Origin of the sequence: Microvirga makkahensis (assembly GCF_009830105.1) — a bacterium.
Classification (GTDB): domain Bacteria; phylum Pseudomonadota; class Alphaproteobacteria; order Rhizobiales; family Beijerinckiaceae; genus Microvirga; species Microvirga makkahensis.
In genome coordinates, this window is record NZ_WURB01000004.1 from 149,528 (window position 1) to 172,374 (window position 22,847).

At 65.4% G+C, this 22,847-nt stretch carries 21 protein-coding genes; 9 read left to right on the forward strand and 12 right to left on the reverse strand.

From position 1 onward, the window contains the following. From GR328_RS07285 to GR328_RS07295, 3 genes are read right to left on the reverse strand one after another with little or no spacing between them, the layout of a single operon-like run. Positions 1-444 carry an ExbD/TolR family protein gene (locus tag GR328_RS07285; RefSeq protein ID WP_160883862.1) on the reverse strand — a complete coding sequence of 148 codons (444 nt, stop codon included), beginning with the start codon at positions 442-444 and terminating at the stop codon, positions 1-3. Beyond that, positions 444-1,130, reverse strand: a complete 687-nt coding sequence (locus GR328_RS07290; protein ID WP_160883863.1) for a MotA/TolQ/ExbB proton channel family protein — start codon at positions 1,128-1,130, stop codon at positions 444-446. Before GR328_RS07290 ends, GR328_RS07285 begins: the two co-directional genes overlap by 1 nt. 10 nt (positions 1,131-1,140) lie before the next feature. Continuing rightward, positions 1,141-1,605: a Tat pathway signal protein gene (locus GR328_RS07295; RefSeq protein ID WP_205789809.1), complete on the reverse strand. Its 465-nt coding sequence runs from the start codon at positions 1,603-1,605 to the stop codon at positions 1,141-1,143. 762 nt (positions 1,606-2,367) lie between these two features. Between GR328_RS07295 and GR328_RS07300 the strand changes: the two genes are divergently transcribed. Continuing rightward, positions 2,368-2,589, forward strand: a complete 222-nt coding sequence (locus GR328_RS07300; RefSeq protein WP_160883864.1) for a hypothetical protein — start codon at positions 2,368-2,370, stop codon at positions 2,587-2,589. 50 nt (positions 2,590-2,639) lie between these two features. On the opposite strand, the gene GR328_RS07305 is transcribed toward GR328_RS07300, so the two are convergent. Further along, on the reverse strand, positions 2,640-3,602 hold the full coding sequence (locus GR328_RS07305) for a catechol 2,3-dioxygenase (RefSeq protein ID WP_160884060.1): 963 nt from the start codon (positions 3,600-3,602) through the stop codon (positions 2,640-2,642). 618 nt (positions 3,603-4,220) lie between these two features. On the opposite strand from GR328_RS07305, the gene GR328_RS07310 reads away from it, so the two are divergent. From GR328_RS07310 to GR328_RS07335, 6 genes are all read left to right on the forward strand, one after another. Then, complete coding sequence (locus GR328_RS07310) at positions 4,221-5,396, forward strand: ABC transporter substrate-binding protein (RefSeq protein ID WP_160883865.1); 1,176 nt, start codon at positions 4,221-4,223, stop codon at positions 5,394-5,396. Positions 5,397-5,460: 64 nt separating this feature from the next. Continuing rightward, positions 5,461-6,315 (forward strand): ABC transporter permease subunit, encoded by an 855-nt coding sequence (locus GR328_RS07315; protein WP_160883866.1) that lies wholly within the window; start codon positions 5,461-5,463, stop codon positions 6,313-6,315. A 4-nt stretch (positions 6,316-6,319) separates the two neighbouring features. Then, the gene (locus tag GR328_RS07320) at positions 6,320-7,369 is read left to right on the forward strand and encodes a branched-chain amino acid ABC transporter permease (RefSeq protein WP_425487025.1); all 1,050 of its coding nucleotides are present in this window, start codon (positions 6,320-6,322) and stop codon (positions 7,367-7,369) included. A 1-nt stretch (position 7,370) separates the two neighbouring features. Beyond that, positions 7,371-8,123, forward strand: a complete 753-nt coding sequence (locus tag GR328_RS07325) for an ABC transporter ATP-binding protein (protein ID WP_160883867.1) — start codon at positions 7,371-7,373, stop codon at positions 8,121-8,123. Next, entirely contained in the window at positions 8,116-8,850 is a 735-nt protein-coding gene (locus GR328_RS07330; RefSeq protein ID WP_160883868.1) for an ABC transporter ATP-binding protein, read from the forward strand. Before GR328_RS07325 ends, GR328_RS07330 begins: the two co-directional genes overlap by 8 nt. A gap of 22 nt (positions 8,851-8,872) precedes the next feature. Further along, positions 8,873-9,973, forward strand: a complete 1,101-nt coding sequence (locus tag GR328_RS07335) for a 5-methyltetrahydropteroyltriglutamate--homocysteine S-methyltransferase (protein ID WP_160883869.1) — start codon at positions 8,873-8,875, stop codon at positions 9,971-9,973. Between the two features lie 84 nt (positions 9,974-10,057). Here GR328_RS07335 and GR328_RS07340 read toward each other — a convergent pair whose 3' ends face one another. The 3 genes from GR328_RS07340 to bglX form a co-directional block, all read right to left on the reverse strand. Further along, positions 10,058-10,897 carry a DUF1206 domain-containing protein gene (locus tag GR328_RS07340; protein ID WP_160883870.1) on the reverse strand — a complete coding sequence of 280 codons (840 nt, stop codon included), beginning with the start codon at positions 10,895-10,897 and terminating at the stop codon, positions 10,058-10,060. Between the two features lie 77 nt (positions 10,898-10,974). Next, complete coding sequence (locus GR328_RS07345) at positions 10,975-11,775, reverse strand: YoaK family protein (RefSeq protein WP_425487022.1); 801 nt, start codon at positions 11,773-11,775, stop codon at positions 10,975-10,977. Between the two features lie 81 nt (positions 11,776-11,856). Further along, entirely contained in the window at positions 11,857-14,091 is a 2,235-nt protein-coding gene (gene bglX / locus GR328_RS07350) for a beta-glucosidase BglX (RefSeq protein ID WP_160883871.1), read from the reverse strand. 142 nt (positions 14,092-14,233) lie between these two features. On the opposite strand from bglX, the gene GR328_RS28215 reads away from it, so the two are divergent. After that, a complete protein-coding gene (locus GR328_RS28215; protein ID WP_160883872.1) occupies positions 14,234-15,721 on the forward strand; it encodes a response regulator in 1,488 nt (495 codons plus the stop codon). A gap of 1 nt (position 15,722) precedes the next feature. On the opposite strand, the gene GR328_RS07360 is transcribed toward GR328_RS28215, so the two are convergent. Continuing rightward, entirely contained in the window at positions 15,723-16,424 is a 702-nt protein-coding gene (locus GR328_RS07360) for a gamma-glutamyl-gamma-aminobutyrate hydrolase family protein (RefSeq protein ID WP_160883873.1), read from the reverse strand. Beyond that, positions 16,421-17,398 carry an amidoligase family protein gene (locus GR328_RS07365; RefSeq protein WP_160883874.1) on the reverse strand — a complete coding sequence of 326 codons (978 nt, stop codon included), beginning with the start codon at positions 17,396-17,398 and terminating at the stop codon, positions 16,421-16,423. Before GR328_RS07365 ends, GR328_RS07360 begins: the two co-directional genes overlap by 4 nt. A gap of 142 nt (positions 17,399-17,540) precedes the next feature. Between GR328_RS07365 and GR328_RS07370 the strand changes: the two genes are divergently transcribed. After that, positions 17,541-18,962: an MATE family efflux transporter gene (locus tag GR328_RS07370; RefSeq protein WP_160884063.1), complete on the forward strand. Its 1,422-nt coding sequence runs from the start codon at positions 17,541-17,543 to the stop codon at positions 18,960-18,962. Here GR328_RS07370 and ispH read toward each other — a convergent pair. From ispH to GR328_RS07385, 3 genes are read right to left on the reverse strand one after another with little or no spacing between them, the layout of a single operon-like run. Next, positions 18,941-19,909, reverse strand: a complete 969-nt coding sequence (gene ispH, locus GR328_RS07375) for a 4-hydroxy-3-methylbut-2-enyl diphosphate reductase (RefSeq protein WP_160883875.1) — start codon at positions 19,907-19,909, stop codon at positions 18,941-18,943. The two genes, GR328_RS07370 and ispH, sit on opposite strands and share 22 nt — an antisense overlap. Next, complete coding sequence (locus tag GR328_RS07380) at positions 19,906-21,192, reverse strand: hydroxysqualene dehydroxylase (protein ID WP_160883876.1); 1,287 nt, start codon at positions 21,190-21,192, stop codon at positions 19,906-19,908. The genes ispH and GR328_RS07380 overlap by 4 nt, the downstream gene beginning before the upstream one ends. After that, a complete protein-coding gene (locus GR328_RS07385; protein ID WP_160883877.1) occupies positions 21,189-22,847 on the reverse strand; it encodes a squalene/phytoene synthase family protein in 1,659 nt (552 codons plus the stop codon). Before GR328_RS07385 ends, GR328_RS07380 begins: the two co-directional genes overlap by 4 nt.

Genomic DNA, 22,847 nt, shown 5'->3' on the forward strand with positions numbered 1-22,847 from the left:
TTACGGACGCGACCCGCCGGGCGCCTGCGCAATCAGGGACACCTTCTGGAAACCGGCCGCGTTGATCTGTCCCATGATCTCGACGATGCGCCCGTAAGGGACGGCCTTGTCCCCGCGCACCAGAACGACCTGGGAAGGATCGGCGTCCGCGAGCTCCCGGAGGCGCGGCAGAACGGCCTCCGGCGGCAGCGGCTCCTTGTCGAGGAAGGGCTGGCCCTGACCGTCGATGGTGACGACGACCGGCTGCTTCGGTTGCGAAACCTTCGGCGCTGCCGTCTTCGGCAGCTGCACGGGAACGCCGACCGTCATGAGGGGAGCCGCCACCATGAAGATGATGAGCAGCACCAGCATCACGTCGACCATCGGCGTGACGTTGATCTCGGACAGGGGGCTTGCGCCGAACTCGTCCTCGGAATCGGTCGTGCGGATCGGTCCCAGGCCCATTATTCGGCGGCCTCCGACCGGAGCTGGGGCCTGCGGTCCCGCGCCAGGCGGTCGCCGAGTGCGGTGATGCCCGCCGCGAAGGATTGCTGAAGGCGTCCGAGATCGGTGGTGAGCTTGTTGTAGGCGATCACGGCGGGAATGGCGGCCACGAGGCCGATGGCCGTGGCGAACAGGGCCTCCGCAATGCCGGGGGCGACGACGGAGAGGCTGGTGTCCTGGCTCGACGCGATGGCCGAGAACGAATTCATGATGCCCCAAACCGTGCCGAACAGACCGATGAAGGGTGCGGCCGAGCCGGTGGTCGCGAGAAACGCAAGACCCACCTGAAGCTGTCGCAGGTCGACCGAGAGCGCCGCGCGCATAGCGCGCTCGATCCGCTCGCGGCGCTCCGCGCGCGTCTCGGACGGGTCCTGGTCGCGCCATGCCTCGTAGCCCGCGGCTACGACGCGTCCACTGGTTCCCGGCATCTGCGGATCGAGCTTGCCTCCGGCACGGGCTGCGGTCTCGAAAGCGCGGGCCTGACGGCGGACGGCCATGAGGCGCAGGAGCTTGTCCAGGATGATGGTCCAGCAGCCCAGGGATGCCAGTACGAGCAGGATCATGACCCCTTTGACGATGGGGTCCGCCTGCAGAAAGAGGCCGAGGAAGGAAAGGTCATGTGTCGGCGCGGCGGCAATCGGATCCATGGCTCTGTCCTCACTTGGCAAAGGAAACGCTGTCGACCTTCGAGGTCGTCTCGATGGTTGCCAGGCACTCCTCGCGCGAGGTGCCTGCGCCCTCGCAGGCTACGACGTCGTTGAGGAGGACGCTGCCGATCTGCGGACAGCTCAGGCCAGGGAAGTCGAAGAGCTTGATGAGCGTCTTGCGGCCCGGCACCGGGCCGACCTCCACGGCCAGCCGCTTGGCGGCGACGCCGTCCTTGTCGAGAGCGAACAGATCGAGCTTGAGGGAGCGCCACGCCTCCTGCTGCCGATTGTCGATCAGGAAATAGGTGCGGCAGTTCTCGCCGGCCGCTTCGATCTTGTTCAATTCGACACGCAGGGACGTTGCGGCTTTCGATGGTTCCTCGGCAACCGCCATCGCGCTGAAGCCGGTGATCGTGAAAGCGCAAACCGCACTCGCGAAGATCGATTTCACCGCATGCCATCCGTTCTGGCGCATGGTCCCATCTCCTTGTGCCGGCACGGATTCGCGATGCGTGGCAAGGGGGCAGCTTCGGCACCCTGCGAAAACGCCGTTCACGGATCTTGTCGGCAGTTTCGATCAATCTCAGGCAACCTGATCGACGTCAGGCGGCGACAATCAGGAGATATCTGAAAGAAGCCAGACGGATCAAGGGCTTAGAACAAGATCAGATCCATTCTAAAAGAACCTCTACGGCTTTGAGATTGGGATGGAAATCGCCTCTTTAAAAACGCTTCAAAGTGATTTTCTTCTCTTTTCAGGCCAGTCCGCTGCGTGAAACAGCTTCGTTCGACCGGCTCAGCGGCGGGCATTCTCGAGAGCCCCGCAGAATCTCGCTCCACGCATGTCCAGAGTTTCTGTCCCGGCACGGCTCGTCGGTTTTCCGCTCCCGTGCCTCCGGTCCTGCCGACGGGCCAGGCTCTGGCAGGTTCGGTTCCGGCGTCTCCCTAGCAGATCATGCATGTCCGGGAACAGGTTTCCGCAGAGGCAGCCATGTGACGCATAGCACCTCCATGAACGGCCAGGTGCATTACAGATCCGTAATTCGATCGTAAGCGTGGAGTGGCGCGGGCAAGCCTAAGCTCATGGCGAGGCGGTGAGACTTACCGATGGTCCGCCCACGGAATCGAGAGTCGTGGGCTCGACTGCTCGAGATCCGTATTTTCGAAAGGGCTGCCGGTCGTCTGCCGCAGTTTCCGATGTGCGATCGACCGCATTGGTTCGAGTGGAGCATTGCCGATGGTGATCAAACAGAATTCCGCGACGGATGAAGCCCGGCTTGTCATGGTTCGCTCCCTCGGCGAGATCAGGGATGCGGTGCGGATGCTGCGAGAATCCGCGCCCGACAGCGCCCTGGCCAGACTCGCGGAGGAGATGATCGAACGGATGGAGCAGGGCCATCCTGAAGGGCCGGATCTCCACGGCGACGAGTCGAGCAGAACAACCAGCCGCAACGGCTGAGCGGCTTCGCGAGGGCCCAGCACAGGCACATCCTAATGGACGACGGGGGATCATTCCATCTCGTCCACCGGCGGCGTCCCGTAGGTGTGGAAGGATTCGGCGGTCTTCATGCCCCAGGCCTGCCCTTTCTTCCGCTCGTCCTCCGTCCAGACGATCGTCTTCCAGTCGGGCGCGAGGATAAGGCGCGCCCCGGCGTTGCACACCTCCACGCGATTGCCGCCGGGTTCGTACACGTAGAGGAAGAAGGTCTGCTGCACGGCATGCTTGTGCGGGCCCGCCTCGATCGGAACGCCCGCCTCGAGGAAGATGTCGGCCGCTCTCAGGACGTCCTCGCGGCTGTCGACGGCGTAAGTCAGATGATGGAAGCGGCCCTTGGCTCCCGTGTGATCGCGCGTATAGGCGAAATCGTAGCTCTTGTTGGTCACCGTCATCCACATGCCGGCCTCCGAGCCGTCGCTCATGACGATCTGCTCGGTGAGGCGGCATCCGAGATAATCCTCGAAGAAGATGCGGTTCGCCCGGACGTCGGACGCAAGGCAGTTCAGGTGATCGAGCCTGCGCACATTGATGCCGCGGGCCGGGAAGCGCTGAGCCTGATTTTTCAGGGCGGGCTTCAGCTCGGGCGGCGCGGCATACCATTCGGTCTCGTAGTAGAGCTCGATCACGTGCCCGTCGGGATCCCGGCAGCGGAAAGCCGGGCCGTGGCCGAGATCGCCGTCCGTCCAGCCGATATCATGGCCCGAGCCTTTGAGGGCGGCGACCCGCCGCTCCAGGGCCTGCGGGCTGCGGGTGCGGAAGGCCATGTGCCCCATGCCGGGCTTTTTCGCCGCCGTCAGCTTGAGGGTGTGATGCTCGTAATCGTCCCAACCCCGCAGATAGACGGAATCTCCCTCGCGTCCGCTCTCCGCCATGCCCATCACATCGACGAAGAAGCGAAGACTCGCGTCCGGTTTGGGCGTCAGCATTTCAAGATGCCCCAGATGGGCCAGGTCGAGAACGGGCTCAGGTTGCATCCTCATGCGGCTCCCAGACGGAACGGGCGTTCTCAGCCTGCATGAATCATCGGGATGCAACAAATGGTTTGTTTGTGATTATCCGGGAATTCAATTCCTGAGCGCCGCTTCACGCGAATGTCCGGACGATGATCCTTCGCGGCTCTTCGGCGAGCGGCGAGAGGGACGCCGCGCTCGTCGACCCTGTCCCCCAAAATATACCACTTGCTTCAGATCCTGTTTGCTGGCGTCCTGATGCCGGCGAGGCGCCATGGGCAGCCTGGATGCTTGGGAGGAGAGCCCGGAGGGCCGCATGATGGCTTCCGAGACGGCCGAGAAATTGTCTCTTGATGGGGCCGGAGTCTGGGCCAATACTCAAGAGAAGTTCCGTGGGTCATGTCACTGGAGGAAAGGTGCTGGGGATCCCGTAAGACGAGCCGGGCACAAGATTGAACGAACCGCAAGAACGTCGAACGGCTCTGGCTCGAAGACTTTATGGAAAGGCTGGTGGTGAACGGGTCCTGACAGGATCGGAGAATCCTGCATTCGCGCTCCACCGGTTGCGTATCGCGGGATGCTGCGGAACCCCGGCAGAGTCAAAAGACAAGGCAGATAATGCCGAAGAGGGAGGGAAGGACCATGCGACGGAGAAGTGTCTTGAGCGCGGCCGGCGCTGCTCTGGCCATATTGGCTTTCGGGGGCACGGCATCGGGTCAGGAGGTGGTGAAGATCGGCCTGATCCTGCCGATGACCGGCCCGTTCGCCTCGACCGGCCGGCAGATCGAGGCGGCCGCCAAACTCTACATGCGGCAGAACGGCGATACGGTCGCCGGCAAGACGATTCAGCTGATCGTCAAGGACGATACCGGTGTCGCCGACATTACCAAGCGCCTGGCGCAGGAATTGATCGTCAACGAGAAGGTCGGCGTGATCGCGGGCTTCGGCCTGACGCCGCTCGCCCTGGCGTCCGCACCTCTCGCGACCCAGGCGAAGGTGCCCGCCGTCGTCATGGCGGCGGCCACCGCCACGATCACCGAGGCGTCTCCCTACATCGTGCGCACCAGCTTCACGCTGCCGCAGGCCACGGTTCCGATGGCGAACTGGGCATCCGAGAACGGCATCAAGAAGGTGGTCACGCTCGTCTCCGATTACGGTCCCGGCATCGACGCCGAGAAGGCGTTCACCGGCGCCTTCTCGGCCAAGGGCGGGCAGGTGGAGAACCTACGCGTCCCGCTCGCCAACCCCGATTTCTCGCCCTTTCTGCAGAAGGTCGCCGATGCCAAGCCCGATGCGCTCTTCGTATTTGTGCCGTCCGGCGTCGGCGCGCAGTTCATGAAGCAGTTCGTCGAGCGCGGTCTCGACAAGAGCGGCATCAAGCTGATCGGTCCCGGCGACGTGACGGATGACGACATTCTCAATGGCATGGGCGATGTCGCGCTCGGGGCGATCACGACCCAGCATTACTCCGCCGCCCACGACAGCCCCGAGAACAAGGCCTTCGTCGAGGCATTCAAGAAAGCCAACAATGGCATGCGGCCGAACTTCATGGCGGTGGGCGGCTATGACGGCATGCACCTGATCTATGAGGGACTGAAGAAGTCCAATGGAGCCGGGGGCGAGGCGCTGGTCAACGCCATGAAGGGCCTGAGCTGGACGAGCCCGCGTGGGCCGGTCAGCATCGATCCGCAGACCCGCGACATCGTTCAGAACATCTATGTGCGCAGGGTCGAGCGGGTGAACGGCGAGCTCTACAATGTCGAATTCGCGACGATCCCGAACGTCAAGGACCCGGTGAAGGCCGCCAAGTCCAACTGATCGATGCAATGGGTGAGAGCGCCGCCTCCTGGGCGGCGTTTTCGTAAGCCTCTCCGGAGAAGCCGTGCTCACCATTCTCTTCGACGGCATCGCCTATGGCATGGTCCTGTTCGTCCTGGCCTGCGGATTGGCCGTGACGCTCGGGCTGATGAACTTCGTCAATCTGGCCCATGGGGCCTTCGCCATGGCCGGCGGTTACGTGACGGCCGTTCTGATGAACCGCTACGGGGTGCCGTTCCTGGCGACGCTTCCGCTGGCCTTCATCGTTCCGGCGATCATGGGCCTCGTGCTCGAGCGGTCCCTCTACCGGCAGCTCTATGCGCGCAGCCACCTCGACCAGGTCCTGTTCTCCATCGGCCTCGTCTTCATGGCCGTGGCCGCCGTCGACTACGCCATGGGCTCCCAGCAGCAGCTGATCCAGCTTCCCTCATGGCTTCAGGGCCGCGTCGAGGTGCTCGGCATCCAGGTCGGGCTCTATCGCAGCTTCATCATCGCCATCTGCGGTGTGCTCGTCGTCGCGCTGCAGCTCATCCTGTCCAGGACCCGCTTCGGCATCCGCCTGCGGGCTGCCGTGGACGATCCACGCGTCGCCCGTGGTCTCGGGATCAATGTGAGCATGATCTTCGCCGCCACGTTCGCCGTCGGATCGGGCCTTGCGGGGCTCGGCGGGGCGCTCGGCGCGGAAATCTTGGGCCTCGACCCCACGTTCCCGCTGAAGTTCATGATCTACTTCCTGATCGTCGTCACGGTGGGAGGGACGACCAGCATCACCGGCCCGTTCCTGGCCTCTCTGATCCTCGGCATCGCCGACGTGGCCGGCAAATATTACGTCCCGAGCCTGGGCGCCTTCGTCATCTATACGCTCATGATCGTCGTTCTCATTCTTCGACCGCAAGGACTCTTCGCTCGTGCACGCTGATCCGATTGCAAAGTCCGCGCCGCCCCCGAGCACGGCCGACCTCGTTCGAAGGAGCCTGGTCCGGAAAGGCCGCTGGGGCGTCGCCGAGATCGGTTTCTGGGCTGTGGCGGCCGCGACCCTGTTTTTCCTGCCCGAGCGCCATCTGATCCTGAACGAGATCGCCATCATCGGGCTGTTCGCGCTCTCCCTCGACCTGATCCTGGGCTATGCCGGGATCGTCTCCCTGGGGCACGCGGCCTTCTTCGGGTTCGGCGCCTACACGGCCGGCATCCTGGCGAAACACGGGTTCGCCGATCCGCTGCTCGGGCTGGGCGCCGCAGCCTTGGCGGCGGCCCTTCTCGGCTTCGTCACGAGCTTTCTCGTCCTTCGCGGAACCGACCTCACGAAGCTGATGGTGACGCTCGGCGTCGCGCTTCTCCTCGGCGAGATCGCCAATCAGGCCTCCTGGCTGACCGGCGGCGCCGACGGTCTCCAGGGCATTTCCATGGGGCCGGTTCTCGGCCTGTTCGAGTTCGACATCTTCGGCACGACGGCCTATGCCTACAGCCTCACGGTGAGCTTCCTTCTGTTCATCCTTGCGCGCCGGATCGTCGTCTCGCCGTTCGGGCTTTCGCTCCGCTCGATCCGCGACAACCCGCTGCGCGCCCGCGCGGTTGGCATTCCGGTCAGCCGCCGCCTCGTGGCGGTCTACACGCTTGCCGCAGCCTATGCGGGCGTGGCCGGCGCGCTTCTGGCGCAAACCACCCAGTTCGTGTCGCTGGACGTGCTCGCCTTCCACCGCTCGGCGGACATCATGCTCGTGCTGGTGATCGGCGGCGCCGGTTACCTCTATGGCGGACTTCTCGGCGCCATCGGCTTCAAGGTGCTGCAGGACATCCTCTCCGGCTGGACACCGCAGTACTGGCAGTTCTGGATCGGGCTGATCCTGGTGGTGATCGTGCTCGTGGGCCGCGAACGGCTGACGGACAAGGTCGGGGCCCTGTGGCCGCGCTCCAGAACCCGCCCGGCCGGGCAGGCGCAGGTTCTACCAGCCACCCCGGCGCGGGAGGTCTGACATGGCGGCCGCTCTCGAAACAAGAGGTCTCGTGAAGCGCTTCGGCGGGCTCGTGGCCACCGACAACGTCACGTTCCGGCTGGAGCAGGGGGCGCGCCACGCCCTCATCGGCCCGAACGGCGCGGGCAAGACGACCTTGATCAATCTGCTCACCGGCGTTCTCGCCCCGACCTCCGGGCAGATCTTTCTGGACGGGGTCGACGTCACGCAGATGCCGCCCGAGCGACGCGTCCAGCGCGGGCTTGCCCGCACGTTCCAGATCAACCAGCTGTTTCCGGCCATGACGCCTCTCGAAACGATCGGGCTCGCGGTATCGGAACGCATGGGAGGAGGGCGCGATTGGTGGCGCGTTACCGGCAGCAAGCGCGAGATCGTGGACGAGATCGTCGAGATCGCTCAGCGCTTCCGCCTCACCGACGTGCTCGACGAACGCACGTCGAACCTGGCCTACGGCAAGCAGCGCCTTCTCGAGATCGCCGTGGCGTTCGCATGCCGTCCGCGGGTGCTCCTCCTCGACGAGCCGGCCGCCGGCGTGCCGGAGGCTGAGCGTCATGAGCTGCTCGCCACGGTGGCCGCCCTGCCGCGCGACGTCTCGGTGCTCCTGATCGAGCACGACATGGATCTCGTCTTCAGTTTCGCCGACCGGATCTCCGTTCTCGTCAACGGTGCATTGTTTGCGGAAGGTACCATCGAGGAGGTTTCGACCGACCCGAGAGTGCGGGCGGTCTATCTCGGGGAAAACGTCGATGAGTGACCTTCTGAACCTCCACCAGGTGTCGGCAGGCTATGGAGACGCCACCGTGATCTCGAGGATCGATCTGCGCCTGCAGCCCGGCGAGGCGCTCGCGGTGCTGGGGCGCAACGGAACCGGCAAGACCACGCTGCTCAACACCATCATCGGGGTGACGCGCCACAGAGGCGGCACCGTCACGCTGGCGGGCCGGGACCTCACCGGCGCACGTCCCGACAGGCGGGCGCTCGCCGGCATCGGCTGGGTGCCGCAGGAGCGCAACATCTTCAAATCACTGACCGTCGAGGAGAACCTGACGGCGGTCGCCCGCCCGGGCCTCTGGACGGTCGGACGCGTCTACGAGATGTTCCCGCGCCTGAAGGAGCGCCGCGCGAACATGGGCAGTCAGCTCTCGGGCGGCGAGCAGCAGATGCTGGCGATCGCGCGGGCGCTCGTGCTCAACCCGAGGCTCCTGCTGCTGGACGAGCCCACGGAGGGGCTCGCGCCGATCATCGTCGAGGAATTGCTGGCGGCTATGAAACGCATCATCCGGAACGAGGGCATGTCGGCCGTGGTGGTGGAGCAGCACGCTCAGAAGGTCCTCGGCGTGACGGATAGCGCCATCATCCTGGATCGCGGTACGATCGTCCATGCGGGTTCGAGCAGGTCCCTGATCGACGATCCCGCGCCCCTCGAGCAGCACCTTGGAGTCACGGCCAGGAAGAAGCCGCGCCAGGGCGCCATTCATTGAACACCCACCGGAGGAACAGCCCATGCAGCGCACCACACCACCTTTTCGGGCCGATATGGTCGGCAGCCTTCTGCGTACCGGGGAACTGAAGGAAGCGCGGCATAAGCACCATCAGGGCGAGCTCTCGGACGCAACCCTGAAGGAGGTGGAGGATCAGGAGATCCGAAAGATCATTCGGCGCCAGGAGGAGATCGGTCTGCAGGCCGTCACGGATGGCGAGTTCCGCCGGGCCTACTGGCACTTCGACTTCCTGGAGCATCTCGACGGCGTGACCTCGATCGAGGCCGATTCCGGCATGAACTTCAAGGGCGGCATCGGCATCACCAAGGCTTTGCGGATCACGGGCAGGGTCGGCTTTTCCGATCACCCGATGATCGATCACTTCCGCTTCGTGAAGGACAACACGAGCCGGGTGGCCAAGATGACGATCCCCGGCCCGAGCATGCTTCATTACCGCGGCGGCCGGAAGATGATGAATGTGGGCATCTATCCGGAGATGGACACGTTCTATGCGGATGTGGGTGCAGCCTACAACAAGGCGGTCCACGCCTTCTACGATGCGGGCTGCCGCTATCTCCAGTTCGACGATATCTCGTTTGCCTATCTGTGCGATCCCGACCAGCGCGAGATGCTGCGCCAGCGCGGCGACGATCCCGAAAAGCAGCCGGACATCTATGCGGGCATGGTGCGCGAGGCCCTTAAGGACAAGCCCGACGATCTCTCGATCACCATGCATCTGTGCCGGGGCAATTTCCGCTCCACCTTCATCGCCTCGGGCGGCTACGAGCCCGTGGCCGAGACATTGTTCAACGCCATGCCCGTCGACGGCTACTTCATGGAGTGGGACACGGACAGGGCAGGCGGGTTCGAGCCCTTGCGCTTCCTGCCCAAGGGCAAGACCGTGGTCCTGGGGCTCGTCACCTCCAAGACGGGCACGCTGGAGAGCAAGGACGACATCAAGCGCAGGATCGATGAGGCGACGAAATATGTCGGGCTCGATCAGCTTTGCCTGTCGCCGCAATGCGGCTTCGCCTCGACCGAGGAGGGCAATCTCCTCGCGGAGGACGAGCAATGGGCGAAGCTGCGCATGATCGTGGAGATCGCCCAGGAGGTCTGGGGCTGAACGCGCGATCCTGCCTTGCGGCGCCGGCGGCAAGGCGGGACGGATCCTCCCGCGAGCAGACGTCGAGATCTCCGGGACAAAGAATCAGGGCTTCATCTGTGCCACGGCTGCCTTCGCATCATCGAGATCGGGCGCGTCGATGTGGCGGTAGCGGGCCTGCACCAGGCCGTACAGGCCGAAGGCGAAGAGGCCCATGGCCGTGAGAGCCAGAAGAACCCAGCCATAGGGCTGCTGTTGCAGAGTCCTGAGGGCGCCGCCGAGGCCTTGGACCTCCGCAGACGAGCTGTGAAGAGCGGCCAGGGCGAGAAAGCCGCCGATGATCACGAAAACCACGCCTCGGGCGGCGAACCCCATGCGGCCCAGAGACACGATCCACTCCCTCTTGTCGGCCGGGAGCGAGAGGTGGGCCGCCACGTCGCCGCGCCAAGCCTTCCAGGCAAACGCAAGGCCTGTCGCCGCGATGGCTGCCCCGATGAGTCCCACGAGCCAGAGGCCGAAGGGCTTGCTCATGAGCCAAGCCGTCCAATCCTGGGCGGCCCGATTCTCTCCGCCGCCAGCTCCTTGACCAAGCGCTAGGCTCAACGCGGAAACCGCAAGGCCGGCATAGATCACGCCGCTGATCAGATGGGCGCCTCTGATCGCCCAGCCTTTCAGGTCGGATCCGCGACGATCGGCGTCGGTCAGCGCCTCGACGATGCGCCATGTGCAGAACCCGAAGAGGCCGAGCGCGATCAGAAACAGCCAGACCCGACCGAAGGGTTGTGCGAGCAAGGTCTGCAACGCGGAACGGCTGCCGCCGGTCTGCCCGCCCGAGCCGATGGCGGCGAGAAGGGCCAGACCGCCGACGAGGCCATAGACCACGCCGCGCGCGCCGTATCCCAGCCGGGCCAGTGTCTCGATGGGATTAGAGGTGAGATTCGGCATCGAACGCGGCTCCGCTTACATGAGCATGAACCAACAAGCCTTACCGGATGTTCCTTGTCACAGGCGTCAAGCGAGGATTACGACTGGTGCGAATGTCCGGCGTGATCGAAGACGTCGTCTACGAGAGGAGGACCTGCGACCAGAACGAGCAGAAGGGCAAAGGGCAGGGAAAACAGGAAGCCGAGATGGCTGAAGCCGATGGCCCCCGTGACGCCGCCGAGGAAGAACGAGCCGAGCAGCAGGAGAAGCAGACGCAGCTTCTCGCGATCCGCCAGCACGATCCCATCGAGATGACGGCTCCGGTTCCAATAGAAGAGCTTTCCGAGCTCGATACCGATATCCGTCACGATGCCGGTGACATGGGTCGTGCGCATGCGTGCGCCGGAGATCTTCGTGACGGTGGCATTCTGCAGGCCCATGATGAAGCATAAGAGAGGCACCGCGCCTGCGACGAAGCTCGGCGAGGGATGTGCGATCCAGCCGAGTAGGCCGAAGACGCAGAGGAGGCACGCCTCCAGTATCAGGGGGAGGGCGTAGCGGCCGCCGAGACGATGGCGCCTGCCCCAGTTGATCAGAATGGCCGAACAGGCCGCCCCTGCGACGAAGGGGAGGAATGCGGCAAGACCCGCCGCCACGAGCGCGACGCTGCCTAAGGCGAGGTTGTCCGCCATGGACGAGAGAATGCCGGACATATGCGAGGTATATTGCCCGACGGCGAGAATGCCGCCCGCATTGATGGCCCCTGCGATGAAGGTGAGCGCCATGCCGAGCAGGTTATCCGCCGCGCCGGTCCGTTCCGAGGCTGCGATTGCCTTCACCGATCCCAAGGCGCGGGCGGCTACGGTGCGATGCTTCACGGATGGGCGCTTCAGTTCCATTGCCTGGAGATTCCTGCGGTGGTCTGATCGGGTCCAACGATCAGAAAGCCGCTCGAAGGATATCGAGCGACTTCCAGGGACTTATTGCGCAACGCTCGTCGAAGCGGAGGCGCGCCGCTCCTGGGGCGGCATGCGGATCGTGTTCAGGATCTCCGCTTCGCCGACCGCCTCGGCAAGCGAGCTGCCGCCGACGAAAGCCTGGATCGCTCCGGCTTCGACGACATAGGTGCCGTCGCTAAGGTGAAAGCCGAGGGCCTCGACAGGTACGCGCAAGGTCACGCGCTTCGTCTCGCCGGGCTTGAGGCTGATCTTCTCGAAGGCCTTCAGCTCGCGCAAGGGACGGCTGCGGCTCGCCACGGGATCGCGCGTATAGAGCTGCACGACCTCCTGTCCGGCTTTCGAGCCCTTGTTCGTCACGCTCACCGAGACCTCCAGAACATCGCCCGCGTCGAGCCTCTGTCGCGCGATCGTCGCGTCGGAATAGGCGAACTGGGTGTAGCTGAGACCCCAGCCGAACGGATAGAGCGGCGTGATCTCCTCATCGATGTATTGCAGGGTGAACCGGTTGTCGGGAATCGTCGGGCGGCTGCTGGGCAGACGGTTGTAATACATGGGCAGCTGACCCGTGGCGCGCGGCCAAGTGAGCGGGAGCTTGCCGCTCGGGCTGACGTCGCCGAACAGAACGTCGGCGACGGCGTTGCCGCCTTCCGTGCCCGGGTACCAGGCCATGAGGATCGACGGGATGCGCTCCGCCACCGGACCCAGGACCTGCGGGCGCCCGCCCATGATCACGAGCGCCGTCGGCTTGCCGGTCGCCGCGAGGGCCTCCAGGATTTCGATCTGCTTGCCGTTGAGTTCGAGATGGGCGCGCGAGGCGGCCTCGCCCGAAAGCTCCTGCGGCTCGCCGAAGACGGCGATGACGAGGTCGGCCCTCTTCGCCGTCTCAAGCGCCGCGGGCAACTGCTCGGTGGAGCGGCACATGAGGTCGCAGGCGGGCGCATGGGTCACCGCGATTCCGGCGGATCGCGCGCGCTGGCGGATTCCCTGAAGGATCGTGACCGTATCCTCCTTGTGGCCGCGGGCCGCGTGCGGGCCCATCTGATCCTGCGGCGCATCGGCCAGCGGGCCGATGACGGCGATCGAGCGCGTGCCGGGCTTCACCGGCAGAAGGTCGCCCTTGTTCTGCAGCAGCACGAGCGTTTCGCGCGCGACCTCGCGCGCGGCCCGGCGCGCTTCCTTCGAGGGAAATTCCGCATCGGTGCGGGTGGGGTCGATGGCGGGCCGGTCGAACAGGCCGAGGCGGAACTTCGTGCGCAGGATCCGGCGCACCGATTCGTCGATCACGCTTTCCGGCACGCGTCCGGCGCGCACCTCCTCGGGCAGATGCTCGATGTAGAGCTGCCCCATCATGTCCATGTCGACCCCGGCCAGAACGGCCTTGCGCGCGGCCTCGGCACCGTCCGCGGCGACGCCGTGATTGATCAGTTCGCCGATGCCCACCCAATCGGAAGTGACGAAGCCGTCGAAGCCCCATTGCCCGCGCAGAACGTCGGTGAGCAGCCAGGCATTGGCTGTCGAAGGTTCGCCGTTGAGCGCATTGAAGGCGGCCATGAGGCTCGCCGAACCTGCCTCGACAGCGGCGCGGAAGGGGGGCAGGTAGGTATCGTACATCTCCGCGCGGGGGATATAGGTGGTGTCATAGTCGCGCCCGCCCTGAGGCGCGCCGTAGCCCGCGAAATGCTTCGCGGCGGCGGCAAGGCCGCCTTTGCGGAAGCCCTCCACGCGGGCGGCCGTCAGGACCGAGCCCAGATAGGGATCTTCTCCGAAGCCCTCGACGATGCGGCCCCAGCGGCTGTCGCGCGAGAGATCCGCCATCGGCGCGAAGGTCCAGTTCACGCCCACATGGGATGCCTCCTTCGCAGCCGTTTCCGCCGCCAGGGCCGAGAGGCGCGGATTGAAGGCCGCAGCCTCCCCCAGAGGAAGCGGGAACTGGGTGCGAAAGCCGTGCAGAACGTCGAGACCGAACAGCAGCGGGATCTTGAGGCGCGATTGCTGAACGAGGGCCTGAGCCCTCGCAACATCCGCGGCGTTGTTGAAGTTCAGCACAGCCCCCGCTCGGCCTTCGGAAAGATCCTCCCAACGCAGCGGCGGTCCGTGGGAGACGAGGTTCATCTGCCCGATCTTTTCCTCCAGAGTCATCTGCCCGAGCAGTTCGTCCACGCGGTGTTCGATGGTATCCTGCGCGAGGACCCCGTTCAGGGGCAGGCCGGACACGGCAAGGGCTGAGAGAAGGCCAAGGACATAAGAAAGCCGCACATTCGTCTCCTAGAATACGCACGAGAACGTTATTGCGAGAGTTGTCCCGCCTGCCGATCGTTCGTGCTACATAAGATAACGTCCCGAAGTGGCGTCTCGCGGACGTTAGGTCAATCCATTTGTGAGAAATCGCGAGCAACCCGTGCCGGCACTCCTGAAGCTGCCCTTTCTGGCCTTGTCCTGCGCCCTGATCCTGTCGGGCTTGGCGCTGACAGCGGCCGCCTATGCCCGGGATCCTGAAGCACTCGCGGCGTCCCTGGCCTTCTTTCTCGCGGTGGCGGCTGGCGTTCCCCTGCTGGTCGGCCGCCAGATCGGCAGGATCTTTGCCGAGACGGAAAAGACCATCGAGGACGTCTCCTTGCTGGAGACCATCACCCTGGATCACGCTGCGGGGGCGGACCAGCTGCCCGCCGCCGAGGAGCCTGTGCCCGACGAGGACAAGGAGACTCTGCGCCGCCTCCAGAAGGCGGAGGCCGTCGAGCATCTCCGGGACGGCATCACGCACGACCTCAACAACAAGCTCATGGTGATCAGCGCCAATATCGATGCGGTTGCCCGCCATATGATGGATCAGCCGTCAATTCAGCGCAAACTGCTCTCGGCCCTCGTTGCGTCCGATCAGGCGGCGAAGCTCATCGCAAAGTCAGCCTCCTTTTCGCGGCCGAGCGAACCGCAGGTTCAGTACCTCGATCTGTCCGAGAGGATCGGCTCGGTCGCGGCGCTCATGGGAAGGTCCCTCCTGCGCGACACGGTGGAACTGCACCTGTCCCTTGCGGAGGAGCTCTGGCCCGTGGAGGCGGATCCCGACGACATCGAGACCGCCATCGTTACGTTGAGCGCTTATGTGCGGGACAGCCTGACGCAAGGCGGCACGATCTCTCTCTCGGCACAGAACGCCCGGATCGAGAAAGGCATTCTTCCAAACCTGGATGTCGAGGGCGATTTCGTCGAGCTTCGAATCTGCAGCACTCCGGCGGTCGAAGGCTTTCTCGACGTCGGCGACAGCGCGGAACAAGCCTTCAGGCTTCAGGATATGGACGTGTCGTCCTGGCTTCGTCTGAACCGGAGCCTGCATTTCCTGCAAGGGATCGGTGGAGCCTCGAAGGTTTCGCGCAACGGCGATGAGATCGCGATCACGCTGTACCTGCCCCGCGCAGAGGCCGCCACGACTCTGCCCTTCCGGGCGCACAGCGAGGACGATCTGCCCGAGGACAGCGTGCGGCGGAACGCGGAGATTCTCATCGTCGACGACGAGCTCGAGGTTGCTCTGGCGCTGCAATCCACGCTCGAAGAATTCGGTTACGTCACCAGCATCGCCACCGATGCCGCGCAGGCGGTCAAAAGCCTGCATTCTCGAAAGCCCGGTCTCGTGCTCACGGATGTCGCCATGCCCGGGACCATGAACGGCGTGATGCTGGCGCGCGAGGTGCGGCAGGTCTTCCCGGGAATGCCAGTGCTGCTGATCACGGGCAATCCCGTGATGGCAGGTGAGGCCGGCGAATTTCCGCTGCTGCAAAAACCCATCGTCAGCCGTGACCTGCATGCCGCGATCCAGCATCATCTGACATCGCCGGGCGATGAGAGCAAGATCGTGCCGCTGTTCCCGCGCTCGACCAAGCGGGTAAGCTGAGTCACGAGACAAGCGCTGCGGCGGCCAGTGGAGACGCAACTTCGCCGGCAGCATGCACGAGAGCTGCGAACAGCCGCTGCTGCGGCTTCTTCCAGACCAGCAGTTCAGGATGCCATTGAACCCCGATGAGGAAGGGCGCCCTGTCGCTCTCAATGGCCTGAACGATGCCGCTCTCGTCCCGCGCCGCGATGGCCAATCCCTCCCCGAGCCTGTCCACCGACTGATGGTGCAGGGCGTTCACCAGGCAAGGATTGCAGCGCAGGATCCTGTCCAGACGGGAATCGGCCTTGATGGTCACACGCTTCTTCGGCAGGACGGTGCGCATCTTGGGCGCCTGGACATAGACTTCGTAGATATCCGTGTGCAGGGTGCCGCCCAGCGCCACGTTGATCATCTGCGATCCGCGGCAGATACCGAGAATGGGAAGCTGCCGGGGCAAGGCGGCCCTCAGAAGAGAAAGCTCCATTTTGTCGCGATCGGGATCGATGCGAACGTCGGGCAGAACCTTTCCGCCATAGATCTCTGCGCCGATATCGTCGCCTCCGCCGATGACCAGTCCCTGGAGAGGTTCTCCCGGCAACGGCTCGCCGGGCACGAGACGCACGGAACGTGCGCCCACCCGGGCGAGAGCCAGCCGATGCATGAGATAGCTGCGCCAGCCGCCCTGCCGGGAGGTGGTGACGCCGATCAGAGGTCTCGTCATGATCGTACGACCTGCTCCACCACGTTGGCCCAACTTTTGTCCTCGCCCTTGAAGGCAAGATAGGTGTTGCCCACCATGTCGAGCGTCTCGCGGTCCGATGCCAGGCGCTCCACCGCGACCCAGCGATTCCAGTCCGGTGCGATGCTCCAGCCGGCGTCGCTCACGCGCGCGTCGGGAAGCCGGTAGTGAAAGGTCGGGCGCCCGTTGATCTTCTCGTTCGGCAGCACGGCTCGGACGCGGCTCCTGTCGAGGTGGTGCAGCAGGGGCAGAAGGTCCAGATCGCGGTTGCGGGTCGGATTCGCGGCCAGATAATCGTCGATGAAGCGCGGGGTATCGGGCCAGTAAGCGGGCGAGACGATCATGCGGACATAGTCGGGCGGGAACGGATCGGCAAAGCCGAGAAGGTCCCGGGTGCGATCGGGGGAGACCTCCCGGCGCAGCCATGGGTTCAGGAGCACGAAGCTCTTGATGAAGGCCGTGACGGTGTGAGCGTCCTGGCGCGGAGCTTCCGGATTGAAGTGAAGCCCGAAGGCATAGAAGGGAGCATCCTGCGTACCCTTCGCGCCGAGGCGGCGAAGGATATCGAGAACGCGGTCGAAATCCTGCAGCCGGTCGATGGGCGTGGGGCCCGTCACCAGCTCGCAGGGCACGAGGTAGCTTGCCGCAAAGCCGAAGAGGGCCGCGACCTTGGGCAGAACGCCCTTTCCCCCGCCTTTGCTCTTGCCCGGATGCAGGATGCGGCTGTCGAGCTCGACCGTCAGCTCACCGATGGCGGAATCCTTCAGAGCGAAGGAATGCGGGTCCACCTCGACAAGACGGCCCCCGAGCGCCTCCTGCAGGGCCTGTATGGTCTTCTCGGCCGAGGGGCCGACGAACTCGATCTCCACGCCGACCGTGCGGACCTCGCCGCGCTCGTTGTGGAGCACGGGCGGGGCGAGGAAACCAATCGAGGTCGGAAGCGCGGTCTGCGCCATCGGGAACTCCGGCGGAACACCAAAATGTGCGGCCTTTGAGCAACGGACGCCGTCCGGCGGAGTTCCTTGCCCTTGTCCTCTTCCCTCTTTTCGGGATGCCGGTGTGGCTTTCCAAATGTCCTTTGGCTACAAGCCCGCTACCATGATCGCGAAACACCGGACCTTCGATAAATTCGCCTGGATGGCGGAACTGCGCGCCACGATCGCGTTGGGCTGGCCTCTGGTCCTGACGAACGTGGCCCAGAACGCCCTGATGACATCGGACGTCATCCTCATGGGATGGCTCGGCTCCGATGCGTTGGCCGCGGGCGCGCTCGGCACGAATCTCTATTTCGCCTTCCTCATCTTCGGCATCGGCCTCATGAGCGCGACCTCGCCTCTCATCGCGGAGGAGCTGGGCCGAAGGCGCCATTCCGTTCGCGAGGTGCGCCGTACGGTGCGGCAGGGGTTCTGGGCTGCGATCACCGTTGCGGTACCGATCTGGGCCGTGTCCTGGAACGGGGAGATCATCCTCCTCGCGATGGGACAGGAACCCAGGCTCGCGCATGAGGCGGGTCAGTACATGAGGGCGCTCCAATGGAGCCTGCTGCCCTTCCTGCTCTATCTGGTCCTGCGTTCCTTCCTGGCGGCGCTGGAACGTCCCGGATGGCCGCTGATCATCGGCATCATCGCCGTGCCGGTGAATCTCGGCGCGGCCTATTGCTTCATGTTCGGCACGTTCGGCATGCCTCATCTCGGCCTGATCGGGGCGGGCGTCGGCACGGTGATATCCAGCACCTTCATGTTCGTGGCCCTCGCCCTCGTGATCGTCCTCGATCCGAAGCTCAGGCGCTATCGCATTTTCGGCCGTGTCTGGCGTTCCGACTGGCCGCGCTACCGGACCCTGTGGCGCATCGGCGTGCCCATAGGCCTGACGCTGGCCTTCGAGGTGACGATCTTCAACGCCGCCGCCCTGCTCATGGGCCGCATCGGCGCCAATGAGCTGGCGGCTCACGCCATCGCCCTGCAGATCGCTTCCTTCTGCTTCATGGTGCCCTTCGGCCTCAGCCAGGCGGCGACCGTGCGGGTCGGTCGCGCCTACGGGGCTCAGGACGCTCCGGGCGTGGCCCGGGCCGGCTGGACGGCCTTCGTCCTCGCCACCAGCTTCATGGTCGTGACGGCATCCCTCATGCTCTTCGCGCCGCGCCTTCTGCTCAGCGCCTTCCTCGATCTCAGCGACCCGAAGAACGAGCCGGTGGTCGCCTTCGCCATTTCGTTCCTCGTGATGGCGGCGATCTTCCAGCTTGCCGATGCGGCGCAGGCCGTCGGCGCGGGCATGCTGCGCGGCCTGCAGGATACCCGGGTGCCGATGATCTATGCGGCTCTCGGCTATTGGGGTGTCGGCCTGCCGCTCGGCGTCATCCTGGCCTTCGGCACGCCCCTTCGCGGCATCGGCATCTGGATCGGGCTGGCGACGGGCCTCGGCGTCGTCGCCTCGCTGATGCTCTGGCGATGGGTCCGCCGCGACAGGCTGGGCCTCGTCACAGCCATGCCGAGGGACGTTCAGGAGGCTTTCGCGAGCTGAGCGATCAGCCGCGAAAGATCGACAGGGGCGAATTGCGCGCCCTCCTGGGTCACGCGGACTTCCTCGACCGTGAGCCTGCGCCACTGGGCGAGCACGGCCAGGGCCTCCTGAACCAGCTCTTCCGGGGCCGATGCGCCGGCGGTGATGCCGATCACCGCCGCCCCGTCGATGAAGGAGAGCGTGAGATCCTCCGGGTCCTGCATCAGAAGCGCAGGCCGCCCCTCGCTCTCCGCCACCTCGCAGAGCCGGTTGGTGTTCGAGGAGTTGCGCGCGCCGCAGACGATGATGCGTTCCGCCCGCTTCGCAATCACGCGCACGGCGAGCTGGCGGTTCTGCGTGGCGTAGCAGATCGTTCTGGTATCCGGTCCCTGGATGGCGGGAAAACGGGTCTTGAGGACGGCGATGATCTCCCGCGTCTCGTCGACGGAGAGCGTGGTCTGCGTCACGTAGGCGATGCGCTCCGGGTCGCCGACGACCAGCTCCAGGGCCTCTTCCACGCACTCGATCACATGGACGGTGCCGCCGATCCGGCCGATGATGCCTTCCACCTCCGCATGGCCGCGATGGCCGATGACGACCACTGCGCGGCCTGCCTGCGCATGCCGCTGTCCCTCGAGGTGAACCCGGCGCACCAGGGGGCAGGTGGCATCCAGGACCGCGAGATCACGGCTCCTCGCCTGCCGCTCCACGGCACGGGAGACACCATGAGCGCTGAAGATGGCGACCGCGCCGTCCGGGATGTTCTCCACGTGGTCGACGAAAACGGCGCCCTGCCGCTTCAGCCCGTTCACGACACGCCCGTTATGCACGATCTCGTGGCGCACATAGACGGGCCGCTCGGTGTGCTGCAGGGCATCCTCGACGGCGCGGATGGCGCGCTCGACGCCGGCGCAGAAGCCGCGCGGTGCCGCCAGCAGAACGGTGAGGGAGGGACGGTCCTGAATCATGCGGCGTCCTCTCGTCGGGGCGGATGATGGCGAGAGGCACGGATTCCGGCGGCAGGCGCGTGCTGGAGCGCCGCGACGGCCTCCTCGCCGGAGATGATTGCACTCTCGATGGTGGCCGGAAGCGCGCCCAGCCAGTCTCCGGCGAGCGCCAGATTAGCGAGGGGTCGCAAGGGCGGTTGCGGCAGCGAAGCGGCGTCCTGGCGGATCGTGGCGCGCTTCTCCTTCACGATCCGCGCCTCCGGCTGCCGCTCGGCACAGGCATCGAGGCCGAGATCGCGCAGCACCGGGACAATCTCGCGCCAGATGGCCGAGGCGAGGTCGGCCGCAGGTTCTTGAACCACGGTCTCGGCTGCGGAGACCGTGACGCTCACATGGTCGCGGCGCACGAGCAGCCATTGCGTCAGGGCGCCGGTAAAGCCGATGAAGCGGGGCCTCTCCGGGCCGGGCAAGCGGAAATGCACGTTGAGAATCGCTTCGAACCGTTGCGGGACAGCCAGGGCCGGGAGCAGCCTTTCGACTTCGTAGGGCGGGAGAGCCACGATCACGTTGTCCCTGGGGCCGAGGGCAACCGCACGGTCCGTGAGGCTCAGGCCGATGACCCGTTCGCCATGAATCACGAGGTTTTTCAGGCGCTGTCCTGCCAGGATGGGGATGCCCGAAGCCTGGAGGGCCTCGACCGTGGGCAGGATGAGGTCCTCGCTCAACCCGTTCCTGGCCACCAGGAGGCGGCTCGCCTGGGGCCACAGCAGACGCCGCAGGGCGAGAGCGAGCCGACGGGCGGATGCCACCTCTGGAGGTGTGTTGAGAATGGCCAGCGTGAGCGGACCGACGAGATTGTCCATGATCGGCCGGTCGCCGACGATGGAGGCCACGGGGCAATCCCGCACGGACAAGGCGAGACGCACGAGCCGCGCGAGGTCGGCCATGCGGATGCCTTGCGGACGACGGGACGGCCGCAGCCAGGACCAGGGCGACAACCCGATCCTTTGCATCGTGCCGCTGCGCATGTCGTAAAGCGGAAGCCCCCTTCGCTCCGGCTCGATCCATCGGTCTCTTGCGCCGACGGTTCTGAGCAGGTTCAAGGCATGGCGGTTGGCCGTGAACAGGACATGGGTGCCGTTGTCGTGCGAGAACCCGTCGGCGGAGTGGATCGTCCGGCAGCGGCCTCCGGGCTGCGGGGCTGCTTCGTAGAGTACGGCCTCGCCTCCTTCCTCGGCGACGGCGAGGGCAGCGCTCAGGCCGGCGATGCCGGCGCCGACGATATGAGTTCGTCCTGCGGTCATGCGGGCCTCATGGCGCGGGTGAGAAGCAGCAACTTGTCCGCGGCGGTCAGCCGGAGCCTGCCTTGGCGCGTTCCCCAGCCGCGCGCGATGAGCCGGTCGAGGACGCGGCGGTAGTTTTCCATCATCAGAATTGCCGGCTTGAGCGCTGCTCTGTCGAGCCGCGTCAGGGCCTCGTCCGCGGCGGCAAAGCCCGCGCGTGCCTCCTCGGCCAAGGCTTCGCAGACCCGGGCGAAGCGCGGATCCGCGACGAGAACGGCCGCGGGCGCATCCTGCACGCCGAGCTGCGCGAGACGGGAGAGCGGGATGTAGACCCGTTCGCGTGCGGCATCCTCATCCACGTCGCGCAGGATGTTCACGAGCTGCAGCGTGCGCCCGAGATCCAGGGCGAAGGAGCGGGCCTTCGGCGTACCGAAGATGTGTACCGAGAGAGTGCCGACGGAGCCCGCCACGCGGCGCCCGTAAAGCTGAAGGTCGTAATCGCTCTTCAGGCGCACCCGTTCGGCGCAGTCGACCTCCAACCCGTCGAGAAGGGCGTGGCATTCGTCGAGCGGAAGCTTGAAGAGGCTGGAGGCGCGCGCAAGCTCGCGTCCGATGGGCGTTTCGGGCGCGCGGTGCAGCCGGTCGACCTCCCGGCGCCAGTCGCGCAGGGCGCGGATTTTTTCGGAGACGGGGGCGGCCCCGTCGGCAATGTCGTCGACGGCCCTGCAGAAGGCATAGACCGCGTGAATGGCGCGACGGCGCTCGTGGCTCAGGCTCCGCATGCCGAGCCGGAAGGAGGAGCCCGACCGGCGCACGGCGGCTGCGGTGATGCGGGCATCGCCGTTCCCGGGCTTGCGGACGAAACCCCACAGGCCCGTCAGGAAGGCCAGGGCGGCGTCGGCCTTGCCGATCTCGACGCGCTCACTGGCCGGATCGCTGCGGCGCAGGCGCTGGCTCAAGCGTTCGGCCAGCGCGACGGTCGCCGTGCTTTGAGCGCGCAGGCGTTTGTTCTGAAGCCGTTCCGGCAAGGCGCGCGCCCGGTGGATCAGTTCATCGACGCGATCCAGCATTGCGTCGAGCACCATCCGGCGCGCACTTGCCTGGGCGGGCGTGAAGAAGGCTCTCTCGCCTCCGCCCAGCATCATCCACTGAAGGGGTATGTAGATTCGCCCCAGGCGCTCATGATCCTGACGGCAATCCTGCAGGTGGTTGAGAATCTGCAAAGCGGTGCAAAGCGCATCCGCAGGCGCCTCTGCGGAGGCGCATTCCCCGTGAAGCTTCAGCAGGAAGCGCCCGGCGGGATTGGCGGAGCGGCGGCAATAATCGACAAGATCCGCCCAATCGTTGTAGCGCGCCTTGATCGCATCCTGCCGAAAGGCGCGCAGCATCTCGCGGGCCTGAGCCATGCCCGCCCTGTGCCTCCCGTCCACCTTGTGCAGGCGTGCCGCCTCGGGAACGCGCGGATCGCCTGTCAAGAGCGCCTGCTCGAGGGCTTCCAGGCGCGTCAGCTTTTCGGCTGCTCGGAGATCGGCGGCATCGGCGATGTCGTCGGCCATGCGCACGAACGCGTAGAAGGCCAGCACGGCCTCCCGGCGATCCGGTGACAGCACGAGGGAAGCGACGGGAAAGTTCTCCGTCTTCGGCGTCTTCGTCGGTTCCCTCGCCAGCGTGCTCAT

Coding starts and splice junctions, on each gene's coding strand:
- GR328_RS07285 (WP_160883862.1), bottom strand. CDS start 444: ATGGGCCTGGGACCGATCCGCACGACCGATTCCGAGGACGAGTTCGGC.
- GR328_RS07290 (WP_160883863.1), bottom strand. CDS start 1,130: ATGGATCCGATTGCCGCCGCGCCGACACATGACCTTTCCTTCCTCGGC.
- GR328_RS07295 (WP_205789809.1), bottom strand. CDS start 1,605: ATGCGCCAGAACGGATGGCATGCGGTGAAATCGATCTTCGCGAGTGCG.
- GR328_RS07300 (WP_160883864.1), top strand. CDS start 2,368: ATGGTGATCAAACAGAATTCCGCGACGGATGAAGCCCGGCTTGTCATG.
- GR328_RS07305 (WP_160884060.1), bottom strand. CDS start 3,602: ATGCAACCTGAGCCCGTTCTCGACCTGGCCCATCTGGGGCATCTTGAA.
- GR328_RS07310 (WP_160883865.1), top strand. CDS start 4,221: ATGCGACGGAGAAGTGTCTTGAGCGCGGCCGGCGCTGCTCTGGCCATA.
- GR328_RS07325 (WP_160883867.1), top strand. CDS start 7,371: ATGGCGGCCGCTCTCGAAACAAGAGGTCTCGTGAAGCGCTTCGGCGGG.
- GR328_RS07330 (WP_160883868.1), top strand. CDS start 8,116: ATGAGTGACCTTCTGAACCTCCACCAGGTGTCGGCAGGCTATGGAGAC.
- GR328_RS07335 (WP_160883869.1), top strand. CDS start 8,873: ATGCAGCGCACCACACCACCTTTTCGGGCCGATATGGTCGGCAGCCTT.
- GR328_RS07340 (WP_160883870.1), bottom strand. CDS start 10,897: ATGCCGAATCTCACCTCTAATCCCATCGAGACACTGGCCCGGCTGGGA.
- GR328_RS07345 (WP_425487022.1), bottom strand. CDS start 11,775: ATGGAACTGAAGCGCCCATCCGTGAAGCATCGCACCGTAGCCGCCCGC.
- GR328_RS07360 (WP_160883873.1), bottom strand. CDS start 16,424: ATGACGAGACCTCTGATCGGCGTCACCACCTCCCGGCAGGGCGGCTGG.
- GR328_RS07365 (WP_160883874.1), bottom strand. CDS start 17,398: ATGGCGCAGACCGCGCTTCCGACCTCGATTGGTTTCCTCGCCCCGCCC.
- GR328_RS07370 (WP_160884063.1), top strand. CDS start 17,541: ATGATCGCGAAACACCGGACCTTCGATAAATTCGCCTGGATGGCGGAA.
- ispH (WP_160883875.1), bottom strand. CDS start 19,909: ATGATTCAGGACCGTCCCTCCCTCACCGTTCTGCTGGCGGCACCGCGC.
- GR328_RS07380 (WP_160883876.1), bottom strand. CDS start 21,192: ATGACCGCAGGACGAACTCATATCGTCGGCGCCGGCATCGCCGGCCTG.
- GR328_RS07385 (WP_160883877.1), bottom strand. CDS start 22,847: ATGAGCACGCTGGCGAGGGAACCGACGAAGACGCCGAAGACGGAGAAC.